The organism is Microbispora sp. ZYX-F-249 (assembly GCF_039649665.1).
Taxonomy (GTDB): domain Bacteria; phylum Actinomycetota; class Actinomycetes; order Streptosporangiales; family Streptosporangiaceae; genus Microbispora; species Microbispora maris.
The window spans coordinates 1-20,341 of record NZ_JBDJAW010000006.1 but is presented as its reverse complement, the minus strand read 5'-3'; the positions used below and the strand labels follow the sequence as shown (position 1 = coordinate 20,341).

Genomic DNA, 20,341 nt, shown 5'->3' with positions numbered 1-20,341 from the left:
CGCGCCCCGGTACGGCCCGGGAGCGGCCCGGCGCGACTCAGGCGCGGGACTCGTGGGCGAGCAGCCACTCCTTGACGGACGTGCCGTAGTAGTAGCCGCCGTAACCGCCGGTCGAGGGCAGCACGCGGTGGCACGGCACGAACGGCGCGATCAGGTTCTGCGCGCAGGCCGCCCCCGCGGCCCGCGCGGCCGTCCTGGGCAGCCCCGCCTTCTCCGCCAGCTGCGCGTACGACACGGTGGTCCCGGCGGGCACGGCGCGCAGCGCCTCGTACAGGCGCTGCCTCGTCGGGGTGCCGGGCTGCTCGGCCGGGATCCGGTCGAGCGCGTCGACCTTCCCGTCGAGGTAGTCCCGCACGGCTTCGGCCGCGTCGCCGAGATCGCCCTCCCGCAGGGGAAGCGCCCGCAGGGACGGCGAGAGCCGGGCGACCATCTCGCGGGGGTCGGCGGTGAAGCCGGCGGCGACGAGCACGCCGTCACGGGCGAGGATGGCGAGGGGACCCACGGGGGTGGGCAGGGTCTGCGTGACAATCATGACTTGTCGCGTCCTTCCGCGGTGTCGGATGCGTGGCTCCACAGGTGCAGCGCGGCGTACGCGCGCCAGGGCCGCCACCGCTCGGTCTCGTCCGGTGCGATGCCGAGCCGTTCCATGGTCTTGCGCAGCACGAGGTCGCCCTCGGGCCACGCGTCCGGGTCGCGCAGCGCGCGCAGCGCGATGTAACCGGCCGTCCACGGGCCGATGCCGGGGATCTCCAGCAGCCCGGCGACGGTGTCGGCGGGGTCGCCCGCGCCGTCGAGGTCGATCGCGCCGGAGGCGACGGCCTCGGCCAGCGCCCTGATCGTGGCGACCCTGCGGGTGGTGAGCCCGAGCCCGTCGAGATCGGCGGCGGCGAGCCTGTCCGCCGTGGGGAACAGCGACGGCACCTGGTCCGCCTCGGGGGCGTGGCCGTCGCCCGCCCCGTCCGGGACGGCGGGCAGACCGGCCCGGGCGGCGATGCGGCCGAGCAGGGTGCGGGCCCCGGCGACCGAGATCTGCTGCCCGACCACCGCCCGGACCGCCAGTTCGAACCCGTCGTACGCTCCCGGCACCCGCAGCCCGGGACGGGCGGCGACCAGCGACGCGAGCGACGTCGCGCCGAGGATCTCCCGCACCGCCCCGGGGTCGGCGTCGAGATCGAGCAGGCGGCGGCAGCGCGCCACCAGCCGGGAGAGCCGGTGCGTCTCGGTGGTCCGCACGGTGAGCCGGATGTGCCCGGCGGCGGGCCGCAGCGTGATCGAGCCGCCGGGGACGGCCCGCGTGTAGGCCGTCACGTCGTCCCCCGACCGGCAGACGGCCTCCACCGAGGGGATCGCCCGGGCGGCGAGGAAGCGCAGCACCGCCTGCGCGTCGTACGGCTCCCGGTGGCCGAGCCGCAGGGTGAGGCCGGTCGTGAGGGCGACCGGACCCGGCGCGCCGTGCACCGGCCCGCCGGCCCTGCGCAGCTCACCCGGGGCGAAGCCGTACGACTCCTTCATCGCCGCGTTGAACTGGCGGACACTGCCGAACCCCGCGGCGAACGCCACGTCCGTGATCGGCAGGGTGGTCTCGGTGAGCAGTTGCTTGGCGAGCAGCAGCCGCCGGGTGCGGGCGACGGCGAGCGGGCCGGTGCCGAGTTCGGCGGCGAACAGGCGGTGCAGGTGCCGCTCGGTCACGTGCAGCCGGCGGGCCAGCCCGGCGACGCCGGACTCGTCGGCCACGCCGTCGTCGATCAGCCGCAGCGCGCGTCCGACCAGGTCGGCCCGGACGTCCCAGCCGGGGTCGCCGGGGCTGAGCTCCGGACGGCAGCGGCGGCAGGGACGGAACCCTGCCGCCTCGGCCGCGGCGGCGTGGCGGTAGAAGCGCACGTTGGACCGGGCGGGAGTGCGGGCGGGGCAGATCGGACGGCAGTAGATGCCGGTGGTGGTGACAGCCGTGTAGAAACGCCCGTCGAAGCGGGAGTCCCGGGCGGACACGGCGAGGTAGCACGCGTCGAAGTCGAGCTGTCGTCTGGTCACGCACACGACGTTATGCGCTGGCCACCGGGGCGGGCTGGCGGAAATCGGACGCCGCCGTCGCGGCGGCGCCGCGGAGCGTCGCGCGGGCTCGGGCGCCGCGCCGGGAGTGCACCGGGCGAGATGGGACAGCCGTGAGCCGGGAGCGCCCGCGCGGGCTCGGGCGCCGGCGTCACTTGCTGGAGATGCCGACCCCGAGGTCGAACTCCCGGTAGACCCGGGCCCAGAAGCCGTCGCGCAGCCACACGCGCGCCTCGGGGTAGGGCCGGAGAGAGTGGCCGAGCTCCTTCTCGGCCTCGATGAGCAGCTCGGTGTCGATCACCGTGGGCAGCAGCGGGCCCGGCAGCAGGTCGCGGATGTTGTCCCGGCCGCGGGTCAGTATCCACTTCTGGGCCACATGTTCGCCGACCTCCTCCACCCGGGGCCGGCCCGGGCCGAGCTTGGCGACCTGACCGGCGGGCGCCTTCGGCGGCATCGGCTTGACCGTACGGCCCGCGAAGACCTGGGCGGGCGACGGCGTGGGCGGCACGGGAACGGGCACCGGGGCGCGGGTGAAGAACGGACGCAGGAAGTCGGCGCTCAGGATCTCGACAGTGTCCGACTCCCAGACGAGCCGCTCGGCCTGGTTGGTGCCGAACGGCGGCTCGACCCCCCACAGGTGGACGCGCACGCCGTACGCCTGCGCGGCCTCCACGGCGGGCACCATGTCCTCGTCTCCGGCGATCAGCACGGTGTCGCTCACGGCGTGGTGCCGGGCCAGGGCCTCGAGATCGCTGCGGATCTGCGCGTCCACGCCTTTCTGCTGGCCACGGGCGTTCAGGTTGCCCAGCCTGACCTTGACCCAGGGCAGCTGGGCGATCACCCGCTGGTCCACGGTGGGCACCCGGTCACGGGCGGCGTCATACCAGTAGACGCGCAGCAACTCGCCCTGGATGCGGTCGACCGCGTGCTTCTGCAGCGCCTGGATCAGCTCGTCCGCGGCGACGCGGTACTCCTTACGCTCCTTGGCGCCTAAGAGAACTTCACCGGCGGCCGCGTAAAGGTAACCGACGTCCACGAGAACGGCATACTTGGCGGAAATGCCATGTGCGCTGAAGTCCGGGATGGCCATGGTGTCCTCCTGGACTCGTCACTAGATGATCGGCTGACTATATTCCCCCGCTTTCTAGATAGTCCCAACTCTTGAGCCAGTTGACACCCTGTTCCGTCGATGTAATCGGACCGTGGTCGTCGCGGATGACAGGGCAGACGGCGTCAGCCGCCGGGGAAGAAGGCCCGGCGCCAGGCTCCCGGTCCGTGCGGAAGCCCCGGGCGCAGCCGATGCGCCGCGTTCCTCCAGTTTCCCGTGGCCGGCGGCGGCGTGGGCCGGGCTCCGCGTGTCGCCGCCCCTGCTGCTGACCGGGCCGCCGCCCGGGCCGCCAGCGCGGCGACGAGGGCGGCGGTCTCCTCGGGGGTGGCGTCCCCCCGCACGATGCTGAGATACGGCTCGCTGCTGCTCACAGCGGGATGTTCCCATGCTTCTTCGGCGGCAGCGCGGCCCGCTTGGTGCGGAGGGCGCGCAGCGCGCGGACGATCTGGACCCGGGTGTCCGAGGGCCGGATGACCGCGTCGACGTAGCCGCGCTCGGCCGCGAGATAGGGATTGGCCAGCGTGTCCTCGTACTCGCCGATGAAACGGGCCCGCGCGGCGTCCGGGTCGTCGGCGGCGGCCAGCTCGCGCCGGTAGAGGATGTTGACCGCGCCCTGCGCCCCCATGACGGCGATCTGGGCGGTGGGCCAGGCCAGGTTGACGTCCGCGCCGAGGTGCTTGGACCCCATGACGTCGTACGCGCCGCCGTACGCCTTGCGGGTGATGACGGTGACCAGCGGCACGGTCGCCTCGGCGTAGGCGTAGAGCAGCTTGGCGCCGCGCCGGATGATGCCGTTCCATTCCTGGTCGGTGCCCGGAAGGAAGCCCGGCACGTCGACGAAGGTCAGCACCGGGATGTTGAAGGCGTCGCAGGTGCGCACGAACCGGGCGGCCTTCTCACTCGCGGCGATGTCGAGCGTGCCGGCGAAGCTCATCGGCTGGTTGGCGACGACGCCCACGGAACGCCCCTCGACCCGGCCGAAGCCCACGAGGATGTTCGGCGCGAAGCCCGCGTGGATCTCCAGGAACTCGCCGTCGTCGAGGACGTGCTCGATGACCGTGTGCATGTCGTACGGCTGGTTGGCCGAGTCGGGGATCAGCGTGTCGAGCTCGCGGTCCTCGTCGGTCGTCTCCAGGTCCGCCTCGACGGCGAAGGCCGGCGGGTCGTCCATGTTGTTGGACGGCAGGTACGACAGCAGCGCCCTGGCGAAGTCGAGGCAGTCCTGCTCGTCGGACGCCTCGTAGTGGGCGACGCCGCTCTTCGAGTTGTGCGTGTGCGCGCCGCCCAGCTCCTCGAACGTCACCTCCTCGCCGGTCACGGTCTTGATGACGTCGGGCCCGGTGATGAACATGTGCGACTTCTCCTGCACCATCAGGACGAAGTCGGTCAGCGCGGGGGAGTACACGGCGCCGCCCGCGCACGGGCCCATGATCAGCGAGATCTGCGGCACGACGCCGGAGGCGTGCACGTTGCGCTTGAAGATCTCGGCGTACAGGCCGAGGGAGACCACGCCCTCCTGGATGCGCGCCCCGCCGGAGTCGTTGATGCCGATCACCGGGCAGCCGGTCTTGAGCGCGTGGTCCATCACCTTCACGATCTTCTCGCCGAAGACCTCGCCCAGCGAGCCGCCGAACACGGTGAAGTCCTGCGCGAACACCGCGACCGGGCGGCCGTCCACCGTGCCGTACCCGGTCACGACCCCGTCGCCGTACGGGCGCTCGCGGTCGAGGCCGAAGGCGGTCGCCCGGTGCCTGGCCAGCTCGTCGAACTCCACGAAGGAGCCCTCGTCGAGGAAGGCCGCCAGCCGCTCGCGCGCCGTCATCTTGCCCTTGGCGTGCTGCTTCTCCACCGCCCGCTGGGAGCCGGCGTGGGCCGCCTCGCTCCGGCGGCGCTCCAGGTCGGCGATCTTGCCGGCGGTGGTGTGGATGTCGATCTCGGGGGCGCGTTCGGCGCTCATCGCCCGCTCACCGTTCCTCGTATGCTCAGCGGCCCTCGGGTCCCGAACGCCGCTCCGGGTCGCGTCGAATCCATGGCGCACAGGGTAACCAGCCGGAAGCCGTCCGGTCGCGCCGGGTCGCGCTCACCGGGACGCTCCTTGTGTGAGGTGAGGAACGGGGTTCACGTCCCGTTCGTTCGAATCTACGACGGCTTGAGACGGATGGGGGCTCGATGGCGGACGCCGTGCGCACGCAGGGGTTGTACAAGCGCTTCGGGCAGCAGGTGGCGGTCGGCGGGGTCGACCTGGTCGTGCCGAGGGGCAGCTTCGCCGGCCTGGTCGGTCCCAACGGCGCCGGCAAGACGACGACCCTGAGCATGGTCACCGGGCTGCTCCGCCCGGACGGCGGGCGCATCGAGATCGACGGCCACGACGTGTGGGCCGACCCGGTCAGCGTCAAGGCGCACATCGGAGTGCTGCCCGAGGGCCTGCGGCTGTTCGAACGGCTGTCCGGCCGCGAGCTGCTCATGTACTGCGGCCAGCTGCGCGGCATCCCCCTGGACGAGGTCGGCAGACGCGCCGACGAACTGCTCAAGGTCATGGACCTGGTCGAGGCGCAGGACAAGCTGGTGGTCGACTACTCCACCGGCATGCGCAAGAAGATCGGCCTCGCGGCGGCGCTGCTGCACAACCCGCGCGTGCTGTTCCTCGACGAGCCGTTCGAGGGCGTCGACCCCGTCTCGGCCAACACGCTGACCGAGGTGCTGCGCCGGTTCACCGCCTCGGGCTCCACCGTCGTGTTCTCCAGCCACGTGATGGACCTGGTCGAGCGGCTGTGCGACTGGGTGTCGGTGATGAACCGCGGGCTCGTCGTCGCGCAGGGCCCGCTCGACGACGTACGGCGGGGCCGCACGCTCAACGAGGCGTTCCTCGATCTCGTCGGCGTGCGCGGAAACGGGGACGAGGGGCTGTCGTGGCTCGGCTCCGGGAGCGCGCCGTGACGATGACGTGGCTGTTCGTCCGGCTCAAGCTCAGCCTGGTCCGCGGGGGCCTGCGCGGGAGCGTGGGCAAGCAGGCCGGCTTCGCCTTCTCGCTGGCCGCCGCGTTCCTCGCCGCCGTCGCGGGGTTCGGGCTGCTGTCGCTCATCCGGCTCGCGCCGTCCGACGTCGGCCTCGACCTCGTGTCGGCGGCGTTCGCGATGTTCGCCGTCGGGTGGGTCGTCGTGCCGCTCATGGCCTTCGGACTGGACGAGACGCTCGACCCGGCCCGGCTCGCCCTGTTCCCGCTCACCACCCGGCAGCTCGCGACCGGCATGTTCGCGGCGTCGGCCGCCGGGCCGTGGCCGATCGCCTCGCTGGCCGCGTTGTGCGGAGGGGTGGTCGCGCTCGCCCACGGGCCCGGCGGGGTGCTGATCGGGGTGCCCGCGGTGGTCCTCCAGTTCGCCTTCTGTCTCACGGCCTCCCGCCTGGTGACCACCGCGTTGTCCGGCGTGCTGCGCACCCGCAGGGGACGTGACCTGCTCGCGGTGGTCGCGATCTTCGGCGTGCTGCTCGTCCAGGTGCCGAACCTGCTGCTGAATCGCGGGCTGTCGGGCGACCCCACGCGGATCCTGGCGTCCGTGGGGGACGTCCTGCGGTGGACGCCGCCGGGGCTGGCCGCGCACGCGATCGCCGACGGCGGGCTCATCGGCGTCGCCGAACTGATCGTCGTCGCGATGTCGGTGGTCGTCATGGGATGGCTGTGGATCGCGGCGCTGCGGTACGCGCTGGTGCGGCCCGACTCCTCCACCCGGGGTGGCGGCTCCGTCCGCCGCTCCCGGACGGGCCGCTCCCGGGCGGGCCGGTTCCTGCCCGGCGGCACGCTCGGCGCCGTCGTCGCCAAGGAGCTGAAGTACGCAAGGAGGGAACCGCGGGCCCGGGTGAACTGGATCAGCGCGGTCTTCGTGAGCGCGGTCGTCATGTTCTCCCTGCGGGGTCCCGGCGGCTCGACGGGCTTGTGGGCCGCGATCGGTCCCGCCTGCCTGGCGGCCGTGGTGATGGGGCTGCAGGCGGCCAACTCCTTCGGCATCGACGGCAGGTCGCTGTGGATGAACGCGGTGGCCGTCACGACCCCGCGCGACCTGCGTACCGACCTGGCCGGGCGGCACCTGGCCATGGCGGTCGTCGCGGTGCCGCTGCTGGGCCTGGCGTCGCTGGCCGCCGCCCTCGTCGCGGGCGACGCCGCGTGGGCCGTCGTGGCCGCGCCCACCGCGTGGGGCGTGCTCGGCGCCGCCATGGGAATCGGCGCGATCACCAGCGTGACCGCGCCGTACACCTATCCCGACCGGATGAACGCCTTCACCGGCGCCGCCCCCGGGCAGGGCGGGCAGGCGTTCGCCGCCTCCTTCGCCACGATGCTCGTCACCGGCGCGCTCGCGCTGCCGATCGTGCTGCCGGTCCTGCTCGGCCTGACCTGGTGGGCCGTGCTCGCCGTGCCGTACGGCCTGGCGGTCGCCTGGGCGGGACGCCGCATCGCCGCCGGCGTCGGCTTCGCCCGCCTTCCCGAGCTCCTCGCCGCCGTCTCCCGCCCCTCCTGAGAGGTAACAGAGCGGTCCCGAAGTCCTTGCGGCGTTGCGGGCGATTCGGCCCGGCCTTATAACCGTTTGGACCGTTCTCAAAGGGCCGTTTTCAAAGGGAGAAGCGATATGCGCGAACGTGGCCTGACGGGCCGTGCGATCTGGGCCCCGCTGGCCGCGGCGGCGCTGAGCGGCCTGGTCGTCGGGGCGCTGGCGCGTCTCCTGATGCGCGGGATCAAACTGGCCATCGGAGGGCCGACCGACATCTCCCCGGCGGGCACCGCGATCATCATCGTCGCCTTCGGCGTGCTGGCCCTGCCGGCGGCGGTGACCGCGACCGCGCGCCCGATGATCATGCATGCCGGCCGGTGGGTGACCGCCCTGGTCGTCGGGCTGCAGACCGCCAGGACGGGGCTCGGCGACGCGAAGACCATCCTGCTGGCCGACGACAGCCAGTTGACGACGATCTCCGTGCTGATCGTCGGGTTCGGCGCGATCGTGGTGGCGCACGGCCTGCTCGCGCAGTCCCTCACCCGCCGTTTCAGGGCGCTCCCCGCGGCCCGGGCCGAGAGGACCCCTGCCGCGCGACCGGCCTGACCTGCGTGGATCAGTGGTCTAGTCCAATTGGTGAGACCGCCCTCGGGCCACCGAGCGGGATTCGCTAGCCTTCGAAGCATGGCCGCCATCGCTCCTGCCGAACGACACAACGCCGTAGCGGAGATGCCGGACGAACTCCGCGCTGACGTGCGCCTATTGGGTGGACTCCTGGGTCAGGTGATCGCCGAACACGGTGGTCCCGACCTCCTCGCCGACGTGGAACGGCTCCGCAAGGCGGTGATCGCGGCCCGGCGTCAGGAGACGACGGCCGACGAGGTCGCCGCCATGGTGGCCGAGTGGCCCGTCGACCGCGCAGTGCAGATCGCCCGGGCCTTCACCTGCTACTTCCACCTCGCCAACCTCGCCGAGGAGCACTACCGGATCCGCACCCTGCGACAGCGTGACAAGGACGACGTGCCGCTGCGCGAGTCCCTGGCCGAGGCCGTGCGGGAGCTGCGCGGGGACGACCGGCTCCAGGCCCTGATCGACGGGCTGGAGTTCCGGCCCGTGCTGACCGCCCATCCCACCGAGGCGCGGCGGCGGGCGATCGTCACCGCCATCCAGCGGATCAGCGCCCAGCTCGACGCCTACAACGCCCCCGGGCGGGGCGCGGCCGAGCGTGAGGAGGCCCACCGGCGGCTGCTGGAGGAGATCGACATCCTCTGGCGGGCCAACCAGCTCCGCCACACGAAGCTCGACCCGCTGGACGAGGTCCGTACGGCGATGGCGGCCTTCGACGAGACGCTGTTCCGCACGGTGCCGCAGATCTACCGGTCGCTCGACGCGGCGCTCGGTCCCGGCACCGGCACGCGGGAGCCGCTCGCCAAGGCGTACATCCGCTACGGCAGCTGGATCGGCGGCGACCGCGACGGCAACCCCAACGTCACCGCCAGGGTGACCAGGGAGGCCATGCAGATCCAGGCCGAGCACGTGCTGATCGCGCTGGAGAACGCGACCACCCGCATCGGCAGGTCGCTCACCCTGGCCGAGGTCTTCACCCCGCCGTCCGCCGAGCTGCGCGCCGCGCTCGCGCAGGCCGAGCACGACCACCCCGACCTGGTGTCGGAGATGGCCACCCGATCGCCCCGGGAGCCGCACCGCCAGTGGCTGATGTTCGTGGCGGCCAGGATCGCCGCGACCCGCCGCCGCGACCTCGACCTCGCCTACCGCGCGCCGTCGGAGCTGCTGACCGACCTGCGGCTCGCGCAGGACTCCCTGCGCGGCGCCGGCGCCGTACGGCAGGCCTACGGCGAGCTGCAGCACCTGATCTGGCAGGTAGAGACGTTCGGCTTCCACCTGGCCGAGCTGGAGGTGCGCCAGCACTCCGCGGTCCACGCGGCGGCGCTCGAGGAGATCGCCTCCGGCACGCTGTCGGAGCGCACCGAGGAGGTCCTGGCCACGATCCGGGTGATCGCCTGGATCCAGGAGCGCTTCGGCGTGACCGCCTGCTCCCGGTACGTCGTCTCGTTCACCCGCTCCGCCGACGACATCGCGGCGGTGTACGAGCTGGCCAGGCACGCGCTGGGCGACCGCGCCCCGGTGCTCGACGTGGTCCCCCTGTTCGAGTCGGGCGAGGACCTGGACAACTCCTCCGCCGTGCTGGAGGGCATGGTCAAGCTGGAGCCCGTGCGCCGGCGGCTCGCCGACAACGGGCGGCGCATGGAGGTCATGCTCGGCTACTCCGACTCGGCCAAGGAACTCGGCCCGGCGGCGGCCACCCTGCGGCTGTACGACGCGCAGGCCGCGCTGACCGCGTGGGCCGCGGCCAACGACATCACGCTCACGCTCTTCCACGGCCGCGGCGGCGCGCTCGGCCGGGGCGGCGGCCCGGCCAACCGCGCCGTGCTCGCCCAGGCCCCCGGCTCGGTCGCCGGCCGGTTCAAGGTCACCGAGCAGGGCGAGGTCATCTTCGCGCGGTACGGCCACTCGGCGATCGCGAAGCGGCACATCGAGCAGGTCACCAACGCCGTGCTGCTCGCGTCCACCTCGGCGGTGGAGTCGGGCACCGCCGCCGCGGCGGCGAAGTTCCGCCGGCTGGCCGACACCGTGGCGGCCGCCTCCGAGCGCGCCTACCGGGCGCTGACCGAGGCCCCGGGCTTCCCCGAGTGGTTCGCACTGGTCAGCCCGCTGGAGGAGCTCGGCTCGCTGCGGCTCGGCTCCCGGCCGGCGCGGCGCGGCCTCGGCGCGCCCCGCTCGCTGGACGACCTGCGGGCCATCCCGTGGGTGTTCTCTTGGGCCCAGACGCGGGTCAACCTCCCCGGCTGGTACGGCCTGGGCAGCGGCCTGGCCGCCGTGGTCACCGACGGCGGCATGGCCGAACTGCGCTCGGCGTACCAGGAGTGGGCGTTGTTCGCCGCGATGCTGGACAACGCCGAGATGTCGCTGGCCAAGACCGACCGGTCCATCGCGTCCCGCTACCTGGCCCTCGGCGGCCGGGCCGACTTCGCCGAGCAGGTCCTGGAGGAGTACGACCTGACGAGGCGGCTGGTGCTGGAGGTGACCGGGCACACGCGGCTGCTGGAGAACCGGCGGGTCCTGTCGCGGGCCGTGCAGCTGCGCGACCCGTACGTGGACGCGCTCAGCCACCTGCAGCTGCGGGCGCTGTCGGCGCTGCGGACGTCGGGCGACCTTTCGGACAAGGAGCGCGAGCGCCTGTCCACCCTGCTGCTGCTCAGCGTGAACGGCGTGGCGGCCGGCCTGCAGAACACCGGCTGACGCCGTGAGCGGACCCGCCGGGCGCCCGGGCTCCGGGCGCCCGGCCGGGCACGTTCAGGGCTGTCCGACGTCGACGCGTTCCGGGCAGGCGTAGATGTTGAAGCGCTCCTCGCGCAGGAACCCCACCAGCGTGATGCCGAACTCGCGCGCCAGGTCGACGGCGAGCGAGGAGGGCGCGGACACGGCGCACACGATCTGGATGCCGGCGCTCGCCGCCTTCTGCATGATCTCGTAGCTCACCCGGCCGCTCACCAGCAGGACGTGCCGGTCGAGGGGGGCCCGGTCGCCGAGCAGCGCCCAGCCGACGAGCTTGTCGACGGCGTTGTGCCGCCCCACGTCCTCCCGTACGGCCACGGGCGTGCCGCCGGGGGTGAAAAGCCCGGCGGCGTGCAGCCCGCCCGTCCTGCCGAACACCCCCTGGGCCTCCCGCAGCCGGTCCGGCAGGCCGTACAGGGTCGTGGCGGACACGCCGACCGGCGGACGCACGGCCGGCACGGTGCATCGGTCGCGCAACGCGTCGAGGCTCGCCGTGCCGCAGACGCCGCACGCGCTCGAGGTCAGGAAGTTGCGCGCCCGGGCGCCGAGGTCGGGCAGGTGCGGGGTGGTGAGCCGCACGGTCACGGTGTTGTAGCGCGCCTCGGGGTCCAGGTCCTCGTCCGTGCAGTAGCCGATGGCGGCGATGTCGCCGGGACCGGCGATCCCCTCGCCGTGCAGGAAGCCCGCCGCGAGCTCGAAGTCCGCGCCCGGCGTCCGCATCGTGATCGCCACCGTACGGCTCTCGCCGCCGGCGAGGAGCCGGATCTCCAGCGGTTCCTCGGTGGCGAGGTCGTCCCGCCGGTCGCGTACGGATGATCCGGACACCCTCCGGACGCGTGCGCGCGTGACGGGCCCCAGCCGAGCCGTGGGCCGCGCCGCGCCGTCCCGTTCCATGTGCCGTCTCCTCCCGGGCATGGCTGCCGTTCTTTCCGGTACGCAGCCTGCCACGCCGCGTCTCAGGCGTCGTCCGCCGGGTGGCGCGCGGGGGAGGCGGCGCTCAGCCGCGTCACGGCGCGGGCGACGGAGGAGACGCCGATGTCGGTCATGCAGGCGGCCCCCGCCGCGGACAACGGGCATTCGGCCGTCCACCAGCACGGCTGCTCGGTGATGGCGGTGGGCCGCCGGTGCGGGCACCCGGGCCGCCCCTGCAGGTCCACGGCGTCGCCTGGGCCCGAGGACGCGCCGATGCCGTACCTGCGGGCCCAGGTGGGGCCGAAAAGCCCGACGGTGGCCGCTCCGGCGGCGGCGGCCACCCGAAGCGGCCCGGTGTCGCCGCCCACGACCACACCGCCGCGCCGCGCCACGGCGGCGAAACACGCCGCGAGCCCGCGCAGGCCGCACCGCGGCAGCACGGCCACCTCCGGGCCGAACGCCGCGTGCGCGGCGCCGGCGTGCTTGGGCGGCGCGTCGGGCGTGAGCAGGGGATGGCCGCGCCGGGCCAGCAGCGTGGCGAGTTCGCGCCAGCGCCCGGCGGGCCACCGCTTCACGTCCATGCCCGCGTCGGTGATCAGCACGACCGGGGGCCGCGCCGTTCCCGCCGGGGTGGCGGCCGGAACGCGGCGGGCGAGCGTGCTCTCGCCGTACGCGATCTCGGCCGGCGTCAGGCGCACGGCCGGGCGGGCGAGGGCGTCCTCGGGCCGCAGCAGCCCCTCGGCGACCAGGAGGCGCAGGTAGCGCTCGCCGACCGGCTCGTCCGGGGGCGGACGGCGCCACAGGTCGGTGACGCACCGCGCGCCCGACGCGGCGAGGAGATCGGGGATGCCGTCATAGCGGGTGGTGGTGATCGCGAGGTCCGGGCGCCGGGCGGCCAGGGCTTCGGCCACGGCCTCCCGCTCGGCGCCCGGGCCGCCGTGGCGGGGGGTGAGCACCCGCGCGACGGCGGGGTCGCCGCGCAGGAGGGCGGCGCCGGGCTCATGGGTGAGCACGCGCAGCGACGCGCCCGGGTTGCGCAGGGCCAGGCCGTGCACGGCGGGCAGGAGCATGACCAGGTCGCCGATCCCGCCGAGCAGGTCGACGACCAGGATCTCCCGGTACGGCTCACGCATCCCGGCGGTCGAGCGGCCGACCGGGGCCGGCCAGGGTCTCGTACAGCGCCCGGTGGGCGGAGGCGACCCGCGACCAGGAGTGCCGGGCGGCCAGCCGCCGGGCGGCCACGCCCAGGCGCCGCCGCGCCCCGGGGTCGCTGAGGAGCGGCCCGACGGCGTCCGCGATGGCGGCGGGGTCGCGGCGGGCTCCGATCACGGCGACGGCCTCTGCGAGCGGAAGGCCGGGGTCGGGCTCGTCCGGCACGGTGACCGCGGTCGGCAGTCCGTGGGCCAGCATCGTCAGCAACGCGCCGCTCTTGGTCGTCACCCCGGCCGTGAAGGGCAGGACGCCCACGTCCGCCGCGTGCAGGAGATCCGACACCCGGGCGGCGGGCAGGTGCCCGGTGAACGTCACCGCGTCCGCCACGCCGTGACGCGCGGCAAGTGCCCCGAGCTCCGCGCGGAAGGCCCGGGCCTCGGCCTCCGGGAGCGCCTGGGAGGTGAAGCCGCCCACGACCAGCAGCCGCAGGCGGGGGCGGGCCGCACGCAGCGCGGGCAGCGCCTCGACGAGCTGCCGCACGCCCTTCACGGGGTGCACGAATCCGAAGAAGGCGAGCAGCGGGTCGTCCCGGCCCATGCCGAGCGTGTCCCGCACCCGCACGCGCGCCTGCCGTCCGCCGCCGTGATCCACGACGTTCGGCGCCAGGGGCACCTCCACGGGGGCCGTGCCGACGCGACTTCGGACCTGCCGGGCGTGGGAGGCGTTGGTCACGACCACGAGGGCGCTGGCGGGCACCAGCCGCCCGGTCTCCCGGTCCCACAGGCGGGCGCGTTCCAGCGGCCGCCAGACGGGGCCGGGCACCCAGCCGGGGGCCGCCCACCAGCCGTACTCGTGCAGGGTGGTCACCAGCGGCGCGCCGGACGGCAGCAGCGGCGGCAGCAGGCCGGGCAACCCCGAGAACCGGTAGGCGGACGGGGCGAACTGCACGTGGACCACGTCGGGGCGCAGCCGCCGCACCCGCCGGGCGGCGTCGAGCGTGGCGGGCAGCCAGTGCCGGAGGGAGCGGGCCCCCGGTGATCCCACGGGCACCCGCACCGCCTCGATCCCCGCCTCGCCCAGCGCGCCGACGAGCCGTTCGACGTAGTCGCCGACGCCGTCGCGGTCGGCGGGCCCGGGACCGTGGACCATGGCGACGCGGATGCGGCCCCCCTCCGTCACCGCCGTCTCCCCTCGTCGGCTGTTCTCCCCGGCTCACCGGCCCGCGCCTGTCGCGGCGAGATCGTGTCCGTGCGTCCACGACCTGCACTGGAAGAGTGCCCGCCCAGCCCGTCCGTGTGTGCTCTCGCGGCGGACGGCCACGGCGCTCCGGAAAGTGCCCGAGGGACTTTCGTGGCAAACCATGCATTTATGGGGCTTTATGCGCCTTTTTCGAGGGGTACGCGCAGGGAATGGAGCATCCCGCGGCGCTCGCAGGCCCGCCGGTCCCGTGGCGGGGGCTCTCTCGCGTGCTCGTGATCCGCCCCGACAACCTCGGCGACGTCGTGATGGCGGGCCCGGCGCTGCGGGCGCTCCGGCGGGCCGCTCCCCGGGCCCGGCTGGACCTGCTGGCCGCCCCCGCCGGCGCCGCCGCGGCCGCGCTGCTCCCCGAGGTCGACGGCGTGCTCACGGCCTCGGTCTCGTGGCAGAAGACCGGCGGCGAGGACGTCCCGGTCACCGACGACCTGGACCTCGTCGAGCGGATCGGGTGGGGCGGCTACGAGGCGGCGGTGATCCTGACCTCGTTCTCCCAGGCCCCCTGGCCGGCCGCGTACCTCTGCCGGCTCGCCGGGGTGCCCGTACGGGTCGGCATGTCCAAGGAGTTCGGCGGGGCGGGGCTGACCCACTGGGTGCCGTCACCGCCGGACGAGACCCACCAGGTGGATCGCGCGCTGCACCTGCTCGAACGGGCGGGTGTCCCCCCTGTCGAGGGCAGGCTGCGCGTGCGCGTGCCCGCGGAGGCGGCCCGTACGGCCCGCCGCCTGCTCGGCGCCGCCGCGGGCGGCCGGGCCGCCGGGGACGGCCACGGGGGCGGTCACGGGGACGGACGCGGTCACCGGGACGGCCGCGGGAGGCGGCCGTGCGCGCTGATCCTTCCCGGGGCCTCCTGTTCCGCGCGGCGGTATCCGGCCGACCGGTTCGCCCGGGTGGCCGGGCTGCTCACCGCCGCGGGGCTGCGGGTCGTCGTGGCGGGCACGGCCAGGGAGAGGCCGCTCGTCGAGCTCACCGGCGCCGGCGTGCCCGGCGCGCTCCTGCTGCCGGGGCGGCTCGACGTGCCGGTCCTGGCGGCGCTCATCGACGCCGTCGACGTGGTCGTGTGCAACAACAGCGGCGGGGCGCATCTGGCCAGCGCGCTCGGCACGCCCGTGGTCGTGCTGTTCGCGGGCACCGAGCAGGTGGAGCAGTACCGGCCGCGGTTCGGCCCGGCCTCGATCCTCACGGTGCCCACGGCGTGCTCGCCCTGCCGCCAGTTCGCCTGTCCCTTCGCCCTCGACTGCCTCGACATCCCCCCGGAGCAGGTCGCCGCCGAGGCGCTGCGCCTGGCCGACGAGCGCGGCGGCCCCTGGTGGCGGACCCCGGCGGGCACACGGGACGCGCAATGAGCCGGGGGACGGACCGGGCCCTGCGGACCGCGGTGTCCCGTCCGCGAGCGAGGCGGTGATCGCGGTGCCTCACCCCGCGCCGACCACATCGCCCGGCACAGTGCGGATGGCGACGCCGGGCGTCGCTGCGGAGTCCGTGCCGGAAACGACGCGGGAGGCGGCGCCGGACGTGGTGCGGACCGAGGCGCCGGCCCCGGTGCGGCCGGTGCGGGACGCGACGCGGAACAGGGCGCGGCCCACGACACGGGACACGGCGCCGCGTCTGTCGTTCCTCGTGGTCGGCACCCCGAGGTCGGGCACCACCGTGACCCAGCGGCTGTGCTGCGAACTGCCGGGGGTCGTTATGCCGCCCGAGACCCACTTCCTGCACCTGTTCGCGCCCGGCCTGCTGACCAGGCACGCTTTCCCCCTCACGTGGCCGGAGGTGTCGGACGAGCTGAGCCGGTTCGAGGCGCTGCCCACCTCGGCGGGCCTGCGCCTGGATCGCGGCCGGATGTCCGACCTGACCGGGCCGCGCTGCGAGCGTCTGATCGACCTGTTCTCCGCGCTCGTCGTCGCACTGTGTCCTCCACCGTGCCAAGCGGGCCCCCCACCCGTGCGGTACGGCGAGAAGACGCCGGAACACCTGCTGTGGTGGCGGGCCATGACGTCGGCCGACCCCGCTTTGAAAATCATCGGGGTGGTGCGTGATCCGCGTGCCGTGGCCGCCTCGCACCGGGGTGTGCCCTGGGGGATCCGCGATCCGGGTGAGCTCGCCGAGGAGTGGGCCTTCGACCAGCGGTCGCTCTGCGCGGCACGGCACCGGCTCGGGCCACGGCGATGCCTGGTGGTGCGATACGAGGACCTCGTCGCCGATCCGGCCGCCTGCCGTGCCCGGCTCGCGGACTTCCTCGGCGTACCGCCCGCGGGGCCGGCCGGACCGGCGGGAAAGGGCGCGCCGATCGTGCATCCCTGGGAGTGGTGGAAGGCCCGCGCGCTCGAACCGGTCACGCCGGATCGGCGCGACGTGTGGCGCGGCGTGCTCACCCCGGCCGAGGCCGCGCTCGTCGCCGAGGTCGCCGCCCCCGAGATGGCCGCCTTCGGCTACCTTCCGGACCGTCGCGGCCGGCCCGGTCACGGCGGGCGGACCGGGACGTGCGGACCCCGGCTCGCCGCCCGGCTCCGGCGCATGCGTGCCCTGGAGTCCGCGATAGCGGCCCAGCCCGGCCGTTGAGAACGGGTGCCGGTCACCGGCGGGCCGTGCCCCCGGGCGGACGGCGTGCGGGCAGGCGGCCCCTTGACCGGTTCGGGTGGACGGACGCCGCGCGGCGGAGGCCGCCCGGAGGCCGATAGCCTGAGCGGGTGCCCAACTCGCCGTACGCCGATCTCGACCGTCCTCCGCTGTCCGAGACCGCGCTGACCAGGGCGCTGGTGCGTCCCGGCTCGCTGTGGTCGTCCGTACGCGTCGTCGAGCGGACCGGCTCCACCAACGCCGACCTGGCCAGGACCGTGCGCGAGAGCCCGGCCGAGGGCGCCGTGCTGGTCGCGGAGGCGCAGGTGGCCGGCCGGGGCCGGCTCGGGCGGCCGTGGACCGCGCCGACGCGCTCGGGGCTGACGTTCTCGATGCTGCTGCGGCCGGAGGTGCCGCTCGCCCGGCAGGGCTGGCTGGCGCTGCTGGTCGGCCTCGCCGCCGCCTCGGCCGTACGGCGGATCGCGGAGGTCGACGTGCGGCTCAAGTGGCCCAACGACCTGATGGTGGGGGAGCGCAAGCTCGCCGGCATCCTGGCCGAGCGGGTCGACCGCGCGGTGGTCGTCGGCATGGGGCTCAACGTCTCGCTGCGCCGGGAGGAACTGCCCGTGGACCGGGCCACGTCCCTCGCGATCGAGGAGGCCGCCTGCACCGACCGCGACCCGCTGCTGCGCGCGATCCTGCGGGAGATCGAGTCGCACTACCGCGACTGGGTGGCCGCCGACGGCGACCCGGACGCCTCGGGCCTGCGTGCCGCCTACCTCGCCTGGTCGTCCACGGTGGGGCAGGAGGTCAGGGTCGAGCTGCCCGGCGACCGGGTGCTGACCGGCCTCGCGACCGGCGTCGACGCGTCCGGTCACCTGCTCGTACGCGGCGGGGACGGGGACCACGCGCTCAGCGCGGGCGACGTCGTCCACGTCCGCCGTGACACGTCCGGGGAGAGCCGTGACAGTTCCGGGGAGAACCGCGCCGCGGGCTGACCACCGCGCCGCGGGCTGACCTGAGGTCGTGCCTGACAAATCATGGCCCTGCTGCGCGTGGCCCAGGCGGCGCCTCGCCGCGTTGTCGTCGTCGGCCGGAGGCTCCGCTCCGACCTCCTCCTCCGCCTTGCGATGCATCCACCTGGATCCACGCTCGCGACGGGCAGCATTTGTCAGACACTCCCAACGCATGCAATCGACCGGCGATCGTGTCACGATTTGCGCCATGGGTCTCCCTGATCAATACCTGGCCGACGGCGAGCGGGTCGTTCTATCGTTCCATCCGCACTGGAAGCGGCTGATCCTGCCGTTCCTCGCGCTCCTCGTCGTGATCGCCGCCGCCGTCGCGGCCTTCGTCTTCATCCCCGGCGACTACGAGTACGCGGGGTACGCCCGCGGCACGGTGGCCGTGGTCGCCTTCGTGGCGCTGGTCCTGTGGACGCTCATCCCCTATCTGCGCTGGGTGACGACCTCCTACACGCTGACCTCGCACCGCTTCGCGATCAGCACGGGAGTGCTGAACAAGTCGGAGGACGACATCCCGCTGGCCAAGGTCAGCAGCGTGAGCTCCGACCAGCGGCTCATGGAGCGCATCCTCGGCTGCGGCACGCTCCGGGTCGAGTCGGCGTCGGAGAAGGGCGACATCGACTACCGGGACATCCCCCAGATCCAGCGCGTACGGCACGAGCTGTTCCGGCTGGTGGAGGACGCCGCGGACGGGAACATCGACGGGGACTGAGCGCGGCGCGGCCCATGGGCCGCCCGGCGGACCGGGCCCGGACGAGAGACAGGCAAGGCAGGACACGGGGGAGGGGGACGTGGACACAGGGGGGCGCCCCGGCGCCGACGACATGCGGCGGTTGTTCCTGGGGCCGCCGCCGGCCTACACGCGACGGCAGGTGGCCGAGGCGGCCGGCATTCCGCAGGACCTGGCGGCGCGGATCTGGCGGGCGCTCGGCTTCGCGACGTTCGCCGACGAGGCCGTCGCGTTCACCGAGGCCGACCTGGCGGCCCTGCACCGCATCCGGGACCTGCTCGACGCGGAGATGCTCGACGAGCGGGCCGTCATCCGCATGGCCAGGGCCCTCGGCCGTACGACCGCGCGCCTCGCCCAATGGCAGGCCGAGATCATGGTGGACGCGCTGATCGAGCCCGGCGCGAGGGCGGGGGAGGACGCGCTGCGGCAGGTGATGGACACGGTCAGCCGCCTGCTGCCGGACTTCGAGCAGACGCTGGTGCACGTCTGGCGCTCCCAGCTCGCCGCGACCGCGAGCCGGCTGGTCTCCCTGGCCGAGCCCGGCGAGGACGTCTCGCCGACCCGCCCGAGGCTCGCCGTCGGGTTCGCCGACCTCGTCGCCTTCACCCGCGTGTCGCGCGAGCTGGACGAGCTGGCGCTGGCCGACCTGGTCGAGGGGTTCGAGTCGCGGGCCTCCGACGTGATCGCGGCGCACGACGGGCGGCTGGTCAAGACGCTCGGCGACGAGGTGCTCTTCACCGCCGGCGACCCGCGGACCGCGGCCCTCATCGCGCTCGACCTGCTCGACGAGCTCAAACGGGACGCCGAGGGTCCGGACGTACGGGTCGGGCTGGCGTACGGGCCGGTGCTGCCGGCCATGGGTGACGTGTTCGGCACGACGGTCAACCTGGCGGCGCGGCTGACGGCCATCGCGCGGCCGGGCACGATCCTGGCCGACAGCGAGCTGGCCGCGGGCCTCGCCGGGGCGTCCGGCGTCGACCTGGTCAAACTCCGCCGCCGTCCCGCGCGCGGGCTCGGCGTGGTGGAGCCGTATGTTCTGAGGAGATCCAGCCGAGAGAGTTGAGGTGCAGGACATGCCGTACGAAGTCCAGGGCGTGGTGGCGCGCGGCAAGGGAGAGGCGGTGACGCTGGAGACGGTCGTCGTGCCGGACCCCGGGCCCGGCGAGGCGGTCGTGAACGTGCAGGCCTGCGGCGTCTGCCACACCGACCTCCACTACCGGGAGGGCGGCATCAACGACGACTTCCCGTTCCTGCTCGGCCACGAGGCCGCGGGAGTCGTCGAGGCGGTCGGCGAGGGCGTGACCGAGGTCGAGCCCGGCGACTACGTGATCCTGAACTGGCGGGCGGTGTGCGGGCAGTGCCGCGCCTGCCTGCGCGGCCGGCCGTGGTACTGCTTCAACACCCACAACGCCGCGCAGAAGATGACCCTGGCCGACGGCACCGCGCTCAGCCCGGCGCTCGGCATCGGAGCCTTCCTGGAGAAGACCCTCGTGGCGGCCGGACAGTGCACGAAGGTCAACCCGGCGGCCAAGCCGGCCGTCGCCGGTCTGCTCGGCTGCGGTGTGATGGCCGGCCTCGGGGCCGCGATCAACACCGGCGGCGTCACACGGGGCGACACGGTCGCGGTGATCGGCTGCGGCGGCGTCGGCAACGCGGCCATCGCGGGCGCGCACCTCGCCGGAGCCCGGACGATCATCGCCGTCGACGTGGACGAGCG

The 20,341-nt window shown here is 74.2% G+C and carries 18 protein-coding genes; 10 read left to right on the top strand and 8 right to left on the bottom strand.

Annotation, left to right across the window (positions count from 1 at the left end; genetic code table 11):
* Positions 1-37 precede the first annotated feature (37 nt).
* The 5 genes from AAH991_RS09720 to AAH991_RS09700 all read right to left on the bottom strand — a co-directional run bounded on the left by AAH991_RS09720 (position 38) and on the right by AAH991_RS09700 (position 5,114).
* On the bottom strand, positions 38-532 hold the full coding sequence (locus AAH991_RS09720; protein ID WP_346225431.1) for a methylated-DNA--[protein]-cysteine S-methyltransferase: 495 nt from the start codon (positions 530-532) through the stop codon (positions 38-40).
* Complete coding sequence (locus tag AAH991_RS09715; protein WP_346225430.1) at positions 529-2,031, bottom strand: DNA-3-methyladenine glycosylase 2 family protein; 1,503 nt, start codon at positions 2,029-2,031, stop codon at positions 529-531. The genes AAH991_RS09720 and AAH991_RS09715 overlap by 4 nt, the downstream gene beginning before the upstream one ends.
* Before the next feature lie 169 nt (positions 2,032-2,200).
* Positions 2,201-3,139, bottom strand: coding sequence for an NYN domain-containing protein (locus AAH991_RS09710; RefSeq protein WP_169986141.1), 939 nt, complete (start codon positions 3,137-3,139; stop codon positions 2,201-2,203).
* Between the two features lie 143 nt (positions 3,140-3,282).
* Positions 3,283-3,528: an acyl-CoA carboxylase epsilon subunit gene (locus AAH991_RS09705; RefSeq protein WP_346225429.1), complete on the bottom strand. Its 246-nt coding sequence runs from the start codon at positions 3,526-3,528 to the stop codon at positions 3,283-3,285.
* Entirely contained in the window at positions 3,525-5,114 is a 1,590-nt protein-coding gene (locus AAH991_RS09700; RefSeq protein ID WP_346225428.1) for an acyl-CoA carboxylase subunit beta, read from the bottom strand. Before AAH991_RS09700 ends, AAH991_RS09705 begins: the two co-directional genes overlap by 4 nt.
* A gap of 212 nt (positions 5,115-5,326) precedes the next feature.
* On the opposite strand from AAH991_RS09700, the gene AAH991_RS09695 reads away from it, so the two are divergent.
* The 4 genes from AAH991_RS09695 to AAH991_RS09680 all read left to right on the top strand — a co-directional run bounded on the left by AAH991_RS09695 (position 5,327) and on the right by AAH991_RS09680 (position 10,959).
* The gene (locus AAH991_RS09695; RefSeq protein ID WP_346225427.1) at positions 5,327-6,094 is read left to right on the top strand and encodes an ABC transporter ATP-binding protein; all 768 of its coding nucleotides are present in this window, start codon (positions 5,327-5,329) and stop codon (positions 6,092-6,094) included.
* Between the two features lie 2 nt (positions 6,095-6,096).
* Entirely contained in the window at positions 6,097-7,668 is a 1,572-nt protein-coding gene (locus AAH991_RS09690) for a hypothetical protein (protein ID WP_346225644.1), read from the top strand.
* 108 nt (positions 7,669-7,776) lie between these two features.
* A complete protein-coding gene (locus AAH991_RS09685) occupies positions 7,777-8,244 on the top strand; it encodes a hypothetical protein (protein WP_346225426.1) in 468 nt (155 codons plus the stop codon).
* Positions 8,245-8,322: 78 nt separating this feature from the next.
* Positions 8,323-10,959 (top strand): phosphoenolpyruvate carboxylase, encoded by a 2,637-nt coding sequence (locus tag AAH991_RS09680; RefSeq protein ID WP_346225425.1) that lies wholly within the window; start codon positions 8,323-8,325, stop codon positions 10,957-10,959.
* A gap of 54 nt (positions 10,960-11,013) precedes the next feature.
* Here AAH991_RS09680 and fdhD read toward each other — a convergent pair whose 3' ends face one another.
* From fdhD to AAH991_RS09665, 3 genes are all read right to left on the bottom strand, one after another.
* Positions 11,014-11,889 (bottom strand): formate dehydrogenase accessory sulfurtransferase FdhD, encoded by an 876-nt coding sequence (fdhD, locus tag AAH991_RS09675; RefSeq protein WP_346225424.1) that lies wholly within the window; start codon positions 11,887-11,889, stop codon positions 11,014-11,016.
* 62 nt (positions 11,890-11,951) lie between these two features.
* Complete coding sequence (locus tag AAH991_RS09670) at positions 11,952-13,040, bottom strand: glycosyltransferase family 9 protein (protein ID WP_346225423.1); 1,089 nt, start codon at positions 13,038-13,040, stop codon at positions 11,952-11,954.
* On the bottom strand, positions 13,033-14,238 hold the full coding sequence (locus tag AAH991_RS09665) for a glycosyltransferase family 4 protein (RefSeq protein WP_346225422.1): 1,206 nt from the start codon (positions 14,236-14,238) through the stop codon (positions 13,033-13,035). Before AAH991_RS09665 ends, AAH991_RS09670 begins: the two co-directional genes overlap by 8 nt.
* Before the next feature lie 287 nt (positions 14,239-14,525).
* On the opposite strand from AAH991_RS09665, the gene AAH991_RS09660 reads away from it, so the two are divergent.
* The 6 genes from AAH991_RS09660 to AAH991_RS09635 form a co-directional block, all read left to right on the top strand.
* Complete coding sequence (locus AAH991_RS09660; RefSeq protein WP_346225421.1) at positions 14,526-15,659, top strand: glycosyltransferase family 9 protein; 1,134 nt, start codon at positions 14,526-14,528, stop codon at positions 15,657-15,659.
* 136 nt (positions 15,660-15,795) lie between these two features.
* Positions 15,796-16,872, top strand: a complete 1,077-nt coding sequence (locus AAH991_RS09655; protein WP_346225420.1) for a sulfotransferase family protein — start codon at positions 15,796-15,798, stop codon at positions 16,870-16,872.
* A 128-nt stretch (positions 16,873-17,000) separates the two neighbouring features.
* Positions 17,001-17,867, top strand: coding sequence for a biotin--[acetyl-CoA-carboxylase] ligase (locus AAH991_RS09650; RefSeq protein WP_346225419.1), 867 nt, complete (start codon positions 17,001-17,003; stop codon positions 17,865-17,867).
* 226 nt (positions 17,868-18,093) lie between these two features.
* Entirely contained in the window at positions 18,094-18,606 is a 513-nt protein-coding gene (locus AAH991_RS09645) for a PH domain-containing protein (protein ID WP_346225418.1), read from the top strand.
* A gap of 79 nt (positions 18,607-18,685) precedes the next feature.
* On the top strand, positions 18,686-19,687 hold the full coding sequence (locus AAH991_RS09640) for an adenylate/guanylate cyclase domain-containing protein (protein ID WP_346225417.1): 1,002 nt from the start codon (positions 18,686-18,688) through the stop codon (positions 19,685-19,687).
* A 10-nt stretch (positions 19,688-19,697) separates the two neighbouring features.
* Positions 19,698-20,341 (top strand): alcohol dehydrogenase catalytic domain-containing protein (locus AAH991_RS09635; protein WP_346225416.1); only part of this gene is annotated, 644 nt, incomplete at its 3' end.

Bases quoted from the DNA above. Each gene is read 5' to 3' on its own strand.
- AAH991_RS09680 (WP_346225425.1), top strand. From the start codon at position 8,323: ATGGCCGCCATCGCTCCTGCCGAACGACACAACGCCGTAGCGGAGATG.
- AAH991_RS09710 (WP_169986141.1), bottom strand. From the start codon at position 3,139: ATGGCCATCCCGGACTTCAGCGCACATGGCATTTCCGCCAAGTATGCC.
- fdhD (WP_346225424.1), bottom strand. From the start codon at position 11,889: ATGGAACGGGACGGCGCGGCGCGGCCCACGGCTCGGCTGGGGCCCGTC.
- AAH991_RS09645 (WP_346225418.1), top strand. From the start codon at position 18,094: ATGGGTCTCCCTGATCAATACCTGGCCGACGGCGAGCGGGTCGTTCTA.
- AAH991_RS09670 (WP_346225423.1), bottom strand. From the start codon at position 13,040: ATGCGTGAGCCGTACCGGGAGATCCTGGTCGTCGACCTGCTCGGCGGG.
- AAH991_RS09720 (WP_346225431.1), bottom strand. From the start codon at position 532: ATGATTGTCACGCAGACCCTGCCCACCCCCGTGGGTCCCCTCGCCATC.
- AAH991_RS09700 (WP_346225428.1), bottom strand. From the start codon at position 5,114: ATGAGCGCCGAACGCGCCCCCGAGATCGACATCCACACCACCGCCGGC.
- AAH991_RS09695 (WP_346225427.1), top strand. From the start codon at position 5,327: ATGGCGGACGCCGTGCGCACGCAGGGGTTGTACAAGCGCTTCGGGCAG.
- AAH991_RS09685 (WP_346225426.1), top strand. From the start codon at position 7,777: ATGCGCGAACGTGGCCTGACGGGCCGTGCGATCTGGGCCCCGCTGGCC.
- AAH991_RS09690 (WP_346225644.1), top strand. From the start codon at position 6,097: ATGACGTGGCTGTTCGTCCGGCTCAAGCTCAGCCTGGTCCGCGGGGGC.